Origin of the sequence: Luteococcus sp. H101 (assembly GCF_038433155.1) — a bacterium.
In the GTDB taxonomy this organism is placed as follows: Bacteria; Actinomycetota; Actinomycetes; order Propionibacteriales; family Propionibacteriaceae; genus Luteococcus.
In genome coordinates this window covers 18,122-31,347 of sequence record NZ_JBCDMW010000020.1, presented here as the reverse complement: position 1 = coordinate 31,347, position 13,226 = coordinate 18,122, and the positions used below count along the sequence as shown (strand labels likewise).

Sequence of the window (13,226 nt, the reverse complement as noted above, 5' to 3'; positions counted from 1 at the left end):
TGGTGGGGACCTGGTGGGACAGAAAAGACGAGCGCCGGGGGCAGGATCTCCTGCCGCCCAGCGCTCGTCGTGGAAGTTACTTCTTCTTGGCGTACCGACGCTCGAAGCGGGCCACGCGGCCACCGGTGTCGAGGATCTTCTGCTTGCCCGTGTAGAAGGGGTGGCAGGCGGCGCACACGTCGGCGTTCAGCGTGCCCGACTTGTTGGTGCTCTTGGTGGTGAACGTGTTGCCACAGGTGCAGTGCACCGTGGTCTCCACGTAGTCCGGGTGGATACCCTGCTTCATGTCATGTCTCCTAGCTGATGGTTGCACCGGGTCGTCCTGACATGGATTGCGGACGTGAACCGGCACCGACGCACTACTCTACGGCCTTTGCTGCTCCAACCCCAAACCGATCCTGGGTGCTCCCGGGCCTCGACCGGCTCGGCCACCGTTGGTTGGGTCGGCGCGGGGGTCCGAGGGGTCGTCCCCCCTCGCTCCATCTTCCGAACTCTGCGTGCCCGTGAGCGACGCAGGAGCGAACGGTGAACGCACGCAGAGCGCGGGGGTCCGAGGGGGTCGTCCCCCTCGCCTGTTACTCGGACGGCGTGGTCTTGGAGATCTGGACGAGGAATTCGCCATTGCTCTGGGACTTGCGCATCTGCTTGAGCAGCATCTCCAGCGCCTGCTGGTCATCCATGCCGGACAGCACCCGGCGCAGCTTCCAGATGATCGCCAGTTCCTCGCGGCCCAGCAGCAGCTCCTCGCGGCGGGTGCCGGAGGCGTCGACGTCGATGGCGGGGAAGATCCGCTTGTCGGCGAGGTTGCGCTTGAGCCGCAGCTCCATGTTGCCGGTGCCCTTGAACTCCTCGAAGATCACTTCGTCCATCTTGGAGCCGGTCTCGATCAGGGCGGTGGCCAGGATGGTCAGCGAGCCGCCGTTCTCGATGTTGCGGGCGGCGCCGAAGAACTTCTTCGGCGGGTAGAGGGCCGCGGAGTCGACGCCGCCGGACAGGATCCGGCCGGACGCGGGGGCGGCCAGGTTGTAGGCGCGGCCCAGCCGGGTGATGCCGTCCAGCAGGACGACGACGTCGTGGCCGAGCTCCACCAGGCGCTTGGCCCGCTCGATCGCCAGCTCGCTGATGGTGGTGTGGTCGTCGGCGGGGCGGTCGAAGGTGGAGGCGATGACCTCGCCGGAGACGGTCCGCTGGAAGTCGGTGACCTCCTCGGGGCGCTCGTCGACGAGGACCACCATCAGGTGCACCTCGGGGTTGTTGGCGGTGATGGCATTGGCGATGTTCTGCATGATCATCGTCTTGCCGGCCTTGGGCGGGGAGACGATCAGGCCGCGCTGGCCCTTGCCGATCGGGCTGACCAGGTCGATGATCCGGCCGGTCATGTTGGTGGCGGTGGTCTCCAGCCGCAGCCGCTCCTGCGGGTAGAGCGGGGTGAGCTTGTTGAAGTCGGGCCGGTTCTTGGCCAGCTCCGGGTCGGCGCCGTTGACGGTGTCCAGCCGAACCAGGGGGTTGAACTTCTCCTTGCGCTCCCCCTCCTTCTGCTGCCGGATGGCGCCGGTGATCACGTCGCCGCGACGCAGGCCGTTCTTGCGCACCATGGAGAGCGAGACGTAGGCGTCGTTGTTGCCGGGCAGGTAGCCGGAGGTGCGGACGAAGGCGTAGTTGTCCAGCACGTCCAGGATGCCGCCGACGTTCAGCAGGACGTCGTCCTCGCTGATCACCGGCTCGTTCTCGTAGCGGTCGATCGCCTGGTTGCCGCCGCCCCGGTTGCGCCGGTTGCCGCGGTCGCGCTGGCGGCGACGACGGCCGCGCCGGCCACCGCCGGAGTTGTCGTCGTCGTAGTCGCGCTGGTTGTTCTGGTTGCCCTGATTGTTCTGGTTCTGGCCGTTGCCACCGCTGTTGCCGCCGCCCCGGTTCTGGGACTGGCTGTTCTGGCCCTGGTTGTTCTGACCCTGGCCGCCGCCCTGTTCGTTCTGGGCGGGCTGGTTCTGGGACTGCTGGTTCTGCCCGTCGCCCTGCTCGGACTGGCCGGAGTTGCGACGACGACGCTGCCGCCCGCTCTGGTTGCTGAGCTCGGCCAGCCGGGCGCCCACCTCGGCGCCGACGTCGGGCTCCCCGGTGGCCTGTCGACGCTCCTGCCGGGGTGCCTCCTGCGCGGGCTCCTGCTTGGCGCTCTCCTGCCGCGGGGCCTCCTGCTTGCCCTGGGCGGGCGCCTCGTTCTGGGGCGCCTGCTCGGGCTGCGCGGCCCGACGGGTGCGGGCGGCCGCCTTCTTGGCGGGCGCGGCGGAGGCCTGGCCACCGCCGGAGATGGCGGCCACCAGATCGGCCTTCTTCAGGCCGGTGGTCTTGATCCCCATGGAGGAGGCCATGGCCTTCAGCTCGGGCAGCTTCTTGGCGGCCAACCCGGCACTGGAGGTCTGGGTTTCAGTCACTCGAAAGTCCTTTCGCGAACCGGGCGCGGGATGGAAGTGGCAGCACAGTGCATGCCGGCATCGCCCGTATTCGATTTCAGGTCATGGCCCGAACTGTCCGGAGGGCATCGCAGAAAAGCCAAGACTGCTGGCAAGAATGTGGGATGCAGTGGTCTCCGGCCCACAACCGGGGTCGGGAGGCACCTGACCTGACAGGTGCGGACGTCCCCGCAACTCGGCGGGCGTCCTGAGAAAAAGGGTAGCACCCCCGCGGGGCGAGCCTCCAAACCGGGCCGGCAACACGCGGGTCAGCCGACCAGTTCCACTCCCCCGGCCAGCGCCAGGTCATGCCGGACGAAGCCCTCGTCCGAGACCCCGTCCGCGGCGGCCAGCTGCTGGGTGGTGCCCAGGGCGAGCACCGTCGGCCCGGCCCCGGAGACAACGGCGGCCACCCCGGCCGCCCGGAGGCGGGCCACCAGGTCCGCCGAGGGTGGCATCAGTGGCGCCCGCTGGTCCTGGTGCAGTCGGTCCCGGGTGGCGGGCAGCAGCCGGCCGACGTCGTTGGTCAGGGCGTGCACCAGCAGGGCGGAGCAAGTGGCCTGGGCGACGGCGTCGGTGCGCTTGACCAGTTCCGGCAGCACCTCGCGCGCCCCCGCGGTGGGCACCCGGAAGTCGGGCACCCAGGCGATGGCCCGCAGCCCCTCGGCCGCCGGCAGCTGAACCACCTCGACCTGGCCGTCGCTCATCCAGGCCAGCACGATTCCGCCCAGCACCGCGGCGCAGGCATTGTCCGGGTGGCCCTCGGCGAGGCTGCTCAGCCGGCAGGCCCAGGCCACGTCGAGCGGTTCGCCGGGACGGGCCAGCCCCCAGGCCAGCGCCAGACCGGCGACGATGGCCGCTGCGGAGGATCCCAGGCCGCGGCTGTGCGGGATCACATTGTGGGCACGCAGCCGCAGGCCGGGAGCCTCGGCCGCCAGGTCGGCCAGCCCGGCCCGCAGGGTGGCCACCACCAGGTGGGACTCGTCGCGCGGCACCTCGTCGGCGCCGCAGCCGGACAGCTGCAGGTCCAGCCCCGCGGGCAGCACCTCGGCGGAGAGCTCGTCGTACATGGCCAGGGCCAGGCCCATGCAGTCGAAGCCGGGGCCGAGGTTGGCGCTGGTGGCCGGCACCCGCACGGCGGCGGTGCAGCCCGCGTCGAGCCGGCCGGTCACAGCCCCTCGACCCGGATGACGGAGAGCTCACCGCGGGTGAACGGGCGGCCCTCCAGCTCCCGGACCACGGCCTGCAGGTCCTCCTCGCGGGCGCAATGGGTCATCAGCGCCAGCACCGCCACCTTCTCCCCGTCGGGGCCGGGCTCGGCGCTGGACTGGTCGACGGTCTGCACCGAGACATTGTGGCCGGCGAAGACGGCGGCCGCGGCGGCCAGCACCCCGGGCTCGTCCACCACGCTGGCGCGGACCAGGTAGCGGGTGACGATCTGGCCCATCGGGGTGATCTCCCGCTCGGCGTAGACGGTCTCGCCCGGCCCGGCCACCCCGCGGACCCGGTTGCGGGCCACGGTGACCAGGTCACCCATCACGGCCGACGCGGTGGGCGAGCCGCCCGCGCCCGGGCCCATGAACATCAGCCGACCGGCCTCCCGGCTCTCCACGAAGATGGCGTTGTAGGCGCCGCCCACGGTGGCCAGCGGGTGCCCGGCGGGCAGCATCACCGGGTGGACCCGCACGCTCACCCGGCCCTGGTCGTCGGCGCCCAGGATGGCCAGCATCTTCACCACACAGCCCAGCTTGTGGGCGGCGGCGATGTCGGCGCTGGTGACCCCGGTGATGCCCTCGCGGTAGACGTCGGCGCCCCGGACCCGGGTGTGGAAGGCCAGGGTGGCCATGATGGCGGCCTTCGCCGCGGCGTCGTAGCCCTCGATGTCGGCGGTCGGGTCGGCCTCGGCGTAGCCCAGCTCCTGGGCCTGCTTCAGGGCGTCGTCGAAGTCGGCGCCGGTGGTGGTCATCTGGTCCAGGATGTAGTTGGTGGTGCCGTTGACGATCCCCATGACGGTGGTGATCTCGTCACCCACCAGGGACTCCCGCAGCGGGCGCACGATCGGGATGGCCCCGGCCACCGCGGCCTCGTAGTAGAGGTCAACCCCGTGCTGCTCGGCGGCGCGGAAGAGGGACTCGGTGTCCTCGGCCAGCAGGGCCTTGTTGGCGGTGACCACGCTGGCTCCGTGCTGGATGGCGGTCAGGATCAGCTGGCGGGTGGGTTCGATCCCGCCCACCACCTCCACCACGACGTCCAGGTCGTCGCGGCTGACCAGCGCCATCGCGTCGGTGGTGAACAGCTGCGGGTCCAGCCCGCCGAAGTCCCGGTCCAGGGTGCGCACGGCAATCCCGGCCAGCTCGATCCGTCGGCCGATCCGGTTGGTCAGGTCATCGCTCTGCTCGGTGATCAGCCGGGCCACCTGGCTGCCCACCACCCCACAGCCCAACAGGGCAACCTTCAGGGGCGGCAGCTTGGCGGGATCTGCGGGTGTGAGCCGGTTCATGATGGTCCTTCATGGGTCGTGGCGGCCGGTGGTGCCGGCCGGAGCGGTCTGGGGGCCGATGGTCTGGGAGGGTGGCGGTCAGCAGCCGACGTCGAGGCGCATCAGGTCCTCGAGGCTCTCACGCCGCAGCAGGGTGCTGAGCTGGCCGTCGCGCACGGCCACCACCGGGGGCTTGGTCAACATGTTGTAGTTGCTGGCCATCGCCCGGGAGTAGGCACCGGAGGCGGGCACGGCCAGCAGGTCCCCGGGGCGGATGTCGGCAGGCAGGAAGACGTCGCGGACCAGGATGTCACCACCCTCGCAGTGCTTGCCCACCACCCGGCAGAGCACCGGCTCGGCGGCCGAGGTCCGCGAGACCACCGCCGCGGAGTACTCGGCGGCGTACAGCGCGGGCCGGATGTTGTCACTCATCCCGCCGTCGACGCTGACGTAGACCCGGTTCTGCCCGCCGTCCACGTCCACCACCTTCACGGTGCCGACGGTGTAGAGGGCCAGGGTGGTGGGGCCGCTGATCGCGCGGCCGGGCTCGATGCTGATCTGGGGCACGGCGATGTTGTAGCCGCGGGCCTCGTGCTCGACGATCTCCCGCAGGCTGGTGGCCAGGGCGTCCGGCGTTGCCGGGGTGTCGGCGTGGGTGTAGGCGATGCCGAAGCCACCGCCCAGGTCCAGCTCCGGCAGTTCGGTGCCGGTGGCGGCGGCGAACTGGGCCAGCAGCTTCATGGTGCGTCGGGCGGCCACCTCGAAGCCGTGGGTGTCGAAGATCTGGGAGCCGATGTGGGAGTGGATGCCCAACAGCTCCATCTGGGGGCTGTAGTGGCAGCGCACCATAGCCACCATGGCCTGGCCATTGGTGATGCTGAAACCGAACTTCTGGTCCTCGTGCGCGGTGGCGATGTACTCGTGGGTGTGCGCCTCGACGCCGGTGGTGACCCGCACCATCACCCGGGCGGTCCAGTCATTGGCGGTGCACAGCTCTTCGATCCGGCCGATCTCGTCCAGCGAGTCGACGATGATCCGCCCCACCCCGCTGGACAGGGCGTAGTGCAGTTCCTCGACGGACTTGTTGTTGCCGTGCAGCCCGATCCGGGCCGGGTCCATCCCGCCGGCCAGGGCGACGGCCAGCTCTCCCCCGCTGCACACGTCGAGGTAGAGGTCCTCCTCGTGGATCCACCGGGCCACCGAGCGGGTCAGGAAGCTCTTGCCGGCGTAGTACACCTGCCAGCCGGAGAAGGCGTCGCGGAAGGCGCGGGCCCGCTCCCGGAAGTCCTGTTCATCCACCACATAGGCGGGTGTGCCCACCTCTTCGGCGATCTGCTTGACGCCCAACCCGGCCACGGTCACCTCGCCGTCGGCGGCGCGCTGCACGTGACTGCTCCACAGGGCGCGGTCCAGCTCATTGACGTCGGTGGGACGGTTCAGCCACTGCGGGCCGGCGGCGGTGGCGTCGGCATGGATGGAGCCGGCCACATGGGTGTGCGTCATGCCCCCGATCCTTCCAGACTTGGGCGCACCCGGGCCAACGCGTATCAGCCGGTGGTCGAAGACCCCCGCAAAGGTCTGCTATGGTGTTCCACGCCCCTTCGGGGGTTGGCCCCCGTAGCTCAGGGGATAGAGCACCGCCCTCCGGAGGCGGGAGCGCAGGTTCGAATCCTGCCGGGGGCGCCAGCAGCACCGCTGCGTTCGCACTTTGCCGGGCCGACAGGGACGAGATGACCGAGACCAAGAGTCCAGCCCGGTTCTACACCCCGTCGAGCCCCTGGCGCTCGTGGTGGGACTCCGAGAAGCTCAACGACGCCCGCCTGATGAAAAAGGTGTGGCTGGTCAGCCGGCTGGTGCTCTTCCTGGAGTGGGCGGCGATGCTGTTCACTCTGGGTGACACCCGCTACTACTACGAGAACATCTCCCGGATGGGCGTCAACGGCCCCGAGGCGACGATGATCGAGTACCCCACCCCGGTGCTGTGGCTGCTCAAGATCCCGGATCTGGTGACCTTCGGCCACCGCTGGGTCTACGTGGCGGGCTTCTTCGGCCTGATGTTCCTGCTGGACGCCGCCTTCACCTGGACGCTGTGGCACGACGGCGGGCGGCTGCGCGGCAAGGCGGTGGCCTTCTGGTCCGCCTTCGTCCCGCTGGTGGGCACCACCGTGTACCTGCGCTTCGACATCATCACCGCGGTACTGGCCGGCTGGGCCCTGCTGCTGCTGCGCAAGCGGCAACCGCTGGCCTCGGGTGCCATGATCGGCATCGGCGCGGCCATCAAGCTGTGGCCCGCCCTGCTCTGGCCGGCCCTGCTGGGCGACCGGGAACACGGGGACGTGCGCCGCAACCGCTGGCTCACCAGCCTGGGTTTCTGGGGCGCCGGTGGCCTGCTGGCGCTGGCCAGCCTGGTCTGGGCCGGCTGGGACCGGCTGGTCTCCCCGCTGGGCTGGCAGGGTGAGCGTGGCCTGCAGATCGAGAGCGTCTGGGCCACCATCCCGATGCTGCAGCGCATGATGGACCCGCACAGCTACTGGGTGGCGGTCAGTGAGTTCAACGCTTGGGAGATCTCCGGGCCCGGCACCAAGCTCTTCTTCGACCTGGCGGGCGCCGCCACCGCCGTCGGCATGCTGGCCGCGGTGGGCTGCTACCTGCTGTGGCTGCGCCGCGGAGACCAGCGGCTGATCGAGGGAGCGGCCCTGATGCTGCTGGTGATCTTCGTGATGATCGTCACGAACAAGACCTTCAGCCCGCAGTACATCATCTGGGTGGGTGGCCCGCTGGCCGCCGGCTGGGCCATGGCCAGCGAGAACCCCAGGGGCAGCTACCGCGCCCGCTCCGACGAGCACACCCTGGCCGAGATCAGCGAGTGGACCCTGCTGGTCACCCTGCTGACCCAGGTGGTCTACCCGATTGGTTATGCCTCCCTGGTGGGCCATCGCCCGGGCATGCACGGGGCCACCCTGGTGCTGGCCGCCCGCAACCTGGTCCTGTGCTGGGTACTGTTCAAGGTGGCCGCCTGGGTGTGGAGTTTCCTGCACCCGCGCCAGATCGAGGCCACCCGCCTGGCCTCGGACCGCGAGTCCCACTGAAACGGAGCACCGTGAGCCACCCCTCCCCCAGCGCCCCCCGCTCGATCCTGACGGACCGCTTCCGGAGCGTCGTGGTGGGCAATCCGCTGCCCTGGGTGGTGCTCTGGGTGATCAGCCGGGCCTGGATGCTGCACCAGTGGGCCACCGACTACACCTTCATCATCAACGACGTGCGCTACTACTTCAGCCAGCTGCAGCGCACCGACGACTACCTCACCGTGCTGCGGGAGTACCCGATGCCGGTGGTCTGGCTGCTGGACGCGCTGCGCATCCCGATCGACGACGACGTCTCCCTCTACTGCGTGCTGTTCGCCCTGCTGATGGCGGTGCTGGACGCCGGCTTCGCCATCTGGCTGTGGCAGTCGCACTCCCGCGTCGCGGCCATCTACTGGATGGTGTTCACCTTCTGCATGGGCCCCCTGATCTGGTTCCGCTATGACCTGCTGGCGGGCGTCGTGGTGGGCGCCGCGGTCTTCCAGATGGCACGCAATCCCCGGCTCAGCGGAGCCCTGATGGCGCTGGGCGCCGGCATCAAGCTCTGGCCGGCGCTGCTGCTGGCGCCGCTGCTGGGCCGCGACCGGCCGGCCCGCGGGCGGACGCTGGCCTTCGGCCTGACCGGCCTGGGGCTGGCCACCGCCTCCCTGCTGGTGGCGGGGCCCGCGCGGCTGATCTCCCCGATCACCTGGCAGTCCGGCCGGGGGCTGCAGATCGAGAGCCCCTGGGCCAGCGTGCCGATGTACCTGCGGGCCTTCGGCGCGGCGGAACGCCAGGCCGGCAATGCCGCGCTGCGCTGGGATGTCCGCATGTCCCCCTACAACGCCTTCGAGGTCTTCGGGCCCGGCGTTGAAGACCTGCTGACGGCCTCCTCGGTGGCCATGGCGCTGGGTGTGCTCTACGCCGGTTGGGTGGCCATGCGGATGCTGCGGGTGGCGGCCCCGGCGCCGCTGCGGGCGCTGGCCTGTCTGTCGATCGTCCTGGTCATGCTGAGCGCGAACAAGACCCTGAGCCCGCAGTACGTGGTGTGGCTGGGGGCGGTCACCGCCGCCTGGTTGGGCCTGGCGCCCCGGGGGACGGAACGGGCCCGGGCGGCCATGGTGGCCAGCGCCGGGCTGCTGATCGCCCTGGCCACCCAGTACGTGTACCCCAACCACTACCTCGGCCTGATCACGCCCCAGCACGCCGAGAGCACCGTCACGGCCGTGCTGGTGGCCCGCAACCTGTGCCTGGCCGGACTCACCCTGTTGACGGTCTGGTGGACTGTTGAACGATTGATTTCTCGTCGGTTTGCCCAAGCCACCCGGGTAACGGATAACATCGCACCCAGGTAGGCACAGGGGCCTGCCGCAGGCCAACTCACACCGGAAGAAGGCGATGGTGGCCCGGGCCACCGATATACACATGTCCCACAATGACTCCTCCAGTGACTTCGGCGCCAACGACTGGCTGATCGAGGAAATGTACGAGCAGTACAAGACCGATCCGAGCAGCGTGGACGCCACGTGGGCTGCCTACTTTGAGAAGAATGCACCCGCGTCGGCTCCCACCCAGAGCGCCCCCGCCCCCAAGGCCGAGCCGGCCAAGGCTCCGGCCCCGCAGGCCCAGGCCCCGGCCGCCCCGGCTACTGCCCAGAAGGCCCCCGAGAAGGCTCCCCAGACGGCGCCCGCCAAGGAGCAGCCGGCCAAGGCGGCCGCCACCAAGGTGGAGGCCCGCGAGGTGCGCTCCGAGACCCCGGCCACGCCCGGTCACGCGTCGGGCCTGAGCGCGAATGCGCCCAACCCGGCCAACCGCCCCAAGGTGGAGGCCAAGGAGCCGAAGCACACCGTGATGAAGGGCGTGCCGATGCGGACGGCCAAGGCCATGGACGCCTCGCTGTCCATGCCGGTGGCCACCACGGTGCGGTCGGTCCCGATGAAGCTGGTGATTGACCAGCGCACGGTGATCAACAACTTCCTCAAGCGCTCCAAGGGCGGCAAGGTCAGCTTCACCCACATCATCGGCTTCGCGATGGTGCAGGCCCTCAAGGCCATCCCCGCCATGAACAATGCCTATGGCGAGGAGAACGGCAAGCCCGTCCTGATCGAGAACCCGTCGATCAACATCGGTCTGGCCATGGACCTGGTCAAGCCCGACGGCACCCGCAACCTGGTAGTGCCCGCTATCAAGGGCTGCGAGGAACTGGACTTCATGCAGTTCTGGGCCGCCTACGAGGAGGTCGTGAAGAAGGGCCGCACCGGCAAGCTCGGCGTGGAGGACTTCCAAGGCGTCACCGCCTCCCTGACCAACCCCGGCGGTCTGGGCACCAACCACTCGGTGCCCCGCCTGATGAATGGCCAGGGCGTCATCGTCGGGGTCGGCTCCATCGACTACCCGCCGGAATTCCAGGGCACCTCGGAGAGCAGGATCAACGAGCTGGGCGTCAGCAAGATCACCACGCTGACCTCCACCTATGACCACCGCGTGATCCAGGGCGCGCAGTCGGGCGAGTTCCTGCGCAAGATGCACCAGCTGCTGCTGGGTGAGGACGGCTTCTACGACCAGATCTTCGAGAGCCTGCGCATCCCCTACCCGCCGCTGCGCTGGGACACCGACGTCAGTGCCCACCGCTACAGCCAGGTGCCCAAGGAGGCCCGGGTCGTCGAGCTGATCCAGGCCTACCGCAGTCTGGGCCACCTGATGGCCGACACCGACCCGCTGGAGTACCGCACCCGCACCCACCCCGAGCTGGAGCTGGAGACCCACGGCCTCACGGTCTGGGACCTGGACCGGGAGTTCGCCGTCGGCACCTTCGCCGGGCAGAAGCGCAGCTACATGACCCTGCGCGAGATCCTGGACATCCTGCGGGACTCCTACTGCCACACCATGGGCATCGAGTACATGCACATCTCCGACCCGGACCAGCGGGCCTGGTTCCAGGACAAGTTCGAGAAGCCGCACACCACGCTGCCGCGCGAGGAACACCTGCGGATCCTGGACAAGCTGAACGAGGCGGAGATCTTCGAGACCTTCCTGCAGACCAAGTTCGTCGGGCAGAAGCGGTTCAGCCTGGAGGGTGGCGAGTCCACCATCGTGCTGCTGGACGAGATCTGCGAGCTGGCCGCGGACAATGCGCTGGAGGAGGTCTGCATCGGCATGCCGCACCGCGGCCGGCTGAACGTGCTGGCCAACATTGCCGGCAAGAGCTACGGCCAGATCTTCCGCGAGTTCGAGGGCAACATCGGCGTCGCCGGTGGCCAGGGTTCGGGCGACGTTAAGTACCACCTGGGCGCGGAGGGCAAGTTCTCCGCCGCCAGCGGCGCCACCATCCGCACCTCGGTGGCCGCCAACCCGTCGCACCTGGAGACCGTGGACCCGGTGCTGGAGGGCATCACCCGCGCCAAGCTGGACCGGCTGCCGGGCGCGCTCAACGGCGGCGAGGGCTACCCCGTGCTGCCGATCCTGCTGCACGGCGACGCGGCCTTCAGCGGCCAGGGTGTGGTCTACGAGGTGCTGCAGATGAGCCAGCTGCGCGGCTACCGCGTGGGCGGCACGGTACACGTCGTGGTCAACAACCAGGTGGGCTTCACCACCTCCCCGGTGGAGTCCCGCTCCAGCGTCTACTGCACCGACGTGGCCAAGGTGATCCAGGCCCCCGTGATCCATGTGAACGGTGACGACCCGGATGCCTGCGTCCGCGCGGCCCGGGTGGCCTTCGAGTACCGCCAGCAGTTCAACAAGGACGTGGTGATCGACCTGGTCTGCTACCGGCGTCGCGGCCACAACGAGGGCGACGACCCGAGCTTCACCCAGCCGAACATGTACGACCTGATCGAGCAGAAGCGCTCCACGCACAAGCTCTACACCGAGAGCCTGATCGGCCGCGGCGACATCACCACCGAGGATGCCGAGGCCGTGATGAACAAGTTCCGCCAGCGTCTGGAGGACGTTTTCAAGGAGGCCCGGCAGCTCAAGGGTGAGGACGACGAGTACACCCGGGTGCCCTACTACCCCACCAAGCCCAGCCGCTGGGACGAGGGCGAGAACAACACCGCCATCACCCAGGAGATGCTGGACGCGGTGGCGCGGGTGCACGTGGAGATGCCCGAGGGCTTCCAGGGCCACCCGAAGGTCCTGCCCCAGCTGGCCCGGCGCGCCAAGCAGATCACCGACGGCCCGATCGACTGGGCCACCGGCGAGCTGCTGGCCATCGGCTCCCTGCTGATGGAGGGCCGCCCGGTCCGGATGAGTGGCCAGGACACCCGCCGCGGCACCTTCAGCCAGCGCTTCGGCGCCATCGTGGACCGGCGCACCAATGAGGCCTACGTCCCGCTGAAGCACCTCACCGAGGACCAGGGCAGCTTCGACATCTACGACTCGCTGCTCAGCGAGTACGCCGTGATGGGCTTCGAGTACGGCTACTCCGTGGCCGCCCCCGAGGCGCTGGTGATGTGGGAGGGGCAGTTCGGTGACTTCGCGAACGGCGCCCAGAGCATCGCCGACGAGTACATCAGCTCCGGCTTCACCAAGTGGGGCCAGAAGTCCGGTGTGGTGCTGCTGCTCCCCCACGGCTACGAGGGTCAGGGCCCGGACCACAGCTCCTGCCGGATCGAGCGGTGGCTGCAGCTGTGTGCCGAGAACAACCTGGCGGTCTGCCAGCCGTCGACGCCGGCCAGCCACTTCCACCTGCTGCGCCAGCACGCCTACGTGAACTGGCACCGCCCAACGGTGATCGCCACCCCGAAGTCCATGCTGCGCAACAAGCTGGCCACCAGCCAGCCGGAGGAGTTCACCTCCGGCAAGTGGCGTCCGGCGCTGGGCGACCCGACGATCACCGACCCCAAGGCGGTCAAGCGGGTGCTGCTGTGCTCCGGCAAGGTGCGCTGGGAACTGGTGCAGGCCCGGCAGAAGGCGGGGCTGGACGGCCAGGTGGCAATCCTCTCCCTGGAGCGGCTCTACCCGCTGCCGGCCGAGGAACTGGCCGCCGAGCTGAAGGCCTACGAGCACGTGACCGACATCCGCTTCGTGCAGGACGAGCCCGAGAACCAGGGCGCCTGGCCCTTCATGGCGCTCAACCTGCCGGCCGCGGTCAAGGAGCACCTGCCCTCGCGTGACCTGTCCGACATGCGCGTGGTCTCCCGGCCCGCCGCCGCGGCCCCGTCGGTGGGTTCGCACAGTGTGCACGTGAAGGAAGAGGCCGACCTGATGGAGCGCGCCCTGGCGGAGTAGTCTGCACGC

The 13,226-nt window shown here is 69.5% G+C and carries 8 protein-coding genes and 1 tRNA gene; 4 read left to right on the top strand and 5 right to left on the bottom strand.

Going from position 1 to position 13,226, the window contains the following annotated elements:
- Positions 1–76: 76 nt before the first annotated feature.
- The 5 genes from rpmE to lysA form a co-directional block, all read right to left on the bottom strand.
- Positions 77–286: a 50S ribosomal protein L31 gene (gene rpmE, locus AAEX60_RS08120; RefSeq protein ID WP_342102533.1), complete on the bottom strand. Its 210-nt coding sequence runs from the start codon at positions 284–286 to the stop codon at positions 77–79.
- 289 nt (positions 287–575) lie between these two features.
- Positions 576–2,366: a transcription termination factor Rho gene (gene rho / locus AAEX60_RS08115; RefSeq protein ID WP_446721294.1), complete on the bottom strand. Its 1,791-nt coding sequence runs from the start codon at positions 2,364–2,366 to the stop codon at positions 576–578.
- Positions 2,367–2,716: 350 nt separating this feature from the next.
- Positions 2,717–3,619 carry a homoserine kinase gene (gene thrB / locus AAEX60_RS08110; protein ID WP_342102531.1) on the bottom strand — a complete coding sequence of 301 codons (903 nt, stop codon included), beginning with the start codon at positions 3,617–3,619 and terminating at the stop codon, positions 2,717–2,719.
- The gene (locus AAEX60_RS08105; protein ID WP_342102529.1) at positions 3,616–4,947 is read right to left on the bottom strand and encodes a homoserine dehydrogenase; all 1,332 of its coding nucleotides are present in this window, start codon (positions 4,945–4,947) and stop codon (positions 3,616–3,618) included. The genes thrB and AAEX60_RS08105 overlap by 4 nt, the downstream gene beginning before the upstream one ends.
- Before the next feature lie 78 nt (positions 4,948–5,025).
- Complete coding sequence (lysA, locus tag AAEX60_RS08100) at positions 5,026–6,429, bottom strand: diaminopimelate decarboxylase (protein WP_342102528.1); 1,404 nt, start codon at positions 6,427–6,429, stop codon at positions 5,026–5,028.
- A gap of 108 nt (positions 6,430–6,537) precedes the next feature.
- Between lysA and AAEX60_RS08095 the strand changes: the two genes are divergently transcribed.
- From AAEX60_RS08095 to AAEX60_RS08080, 4 genes are all read left to right on the top strand, one after another.
- A tRNA-Arg gene (locus AAEX60_RS08095) sits at positions 6,538–6,612 on the top strand.
- Positions 6,613–6,656: 44 nt separating this feature from the next.
- Positions 6,657–8,015, top strand: a complete 1,359-nt coding sequence (locus AAEX60_RS08090) for a glycosyltransferase family 87 protein (RefSeq protein ID WP_342102527.1) — start codon at positions 6,657–6,659, stop codon at positions 8,013–8,015.
- An 11-nt stretch (positions 8,016–8,026) separates the two neighbouring features.
- The gene (locus tag AAEX60_RS08085; RefSeq protein WP_342102526.1) at positions 8,027–9,343 is read left to right on the top strand and encodes a glycosyltransferase 87 family protein; all 1,317 of its coding nucleotides are present in this window, start codon (positions 8,027–8,029) and stop codon (positions 9,341–9,343) included.
- Between the two features lie 70 nt (positions 9,344–9,413).
- Positions 9,414–13,217 (top strand): multifunctional oxoglutarate decarboxylase/oxoglutarate dehydrogenase thiamine pyrophosphate-binding subunit/dihydrolipoyllysine-residue succinyltransferase subunit, encoded by a 3,804-nt coding sequence (locus AAEX60_RS08080; protein WP_342102525.1) that lies wholly within the window; start codon positions 9,414–9,416, stop codon positions 13,215–13,217.
- The last annotated feature ends 9 nt before the right edge of the window (positions 13,218–13,226 follow it).

Bases quoted from the DNA above. Each gene is read 5' to 3' on its own strand.
- rpmE (WP_342102533.1), bottom strand. From the start codon at position 286: ATGAAGCAGGGTATCCACCCGGACTACGTGGAGACCACGGTGCACTGC.
- rho (WP_446721294.1), bottom strand. From the start codon at position 2,366: ATGGCCTCCTCCATGGGGATCAAGACCACCGGCCTGAAGAAGGCCGAT.
- AAEX60_RS08105 (WP_342102529.1), bottom strand. From the start codon at position 4,947: ATGAACCGGCTCACACCCGCAGATCCCGCCAAGCTGCCGCCCCTGAAG.
- lysA (WP_342102528.1), bottom strand. From the start codon at position 6,429: ATGACGCACACCCATGTGGCCGGCTCCATCCATGCCGACGCCACCGCC.
- AAEX60_RS08090 (WP_342102527.1), top strand. From the start codon at position 6,657: ATGACCGAGACCAAGAGTCCAGCCCGGTTCTACACCCCGTCGAGCCCC.
- AAEX60_RS08080 (WP_342102525.1), top strand. From the start codon at position 9,414: ATGTCCCACAATGACTCCTCCAGTGACTTCGGCGCCAACGACTGGCTG.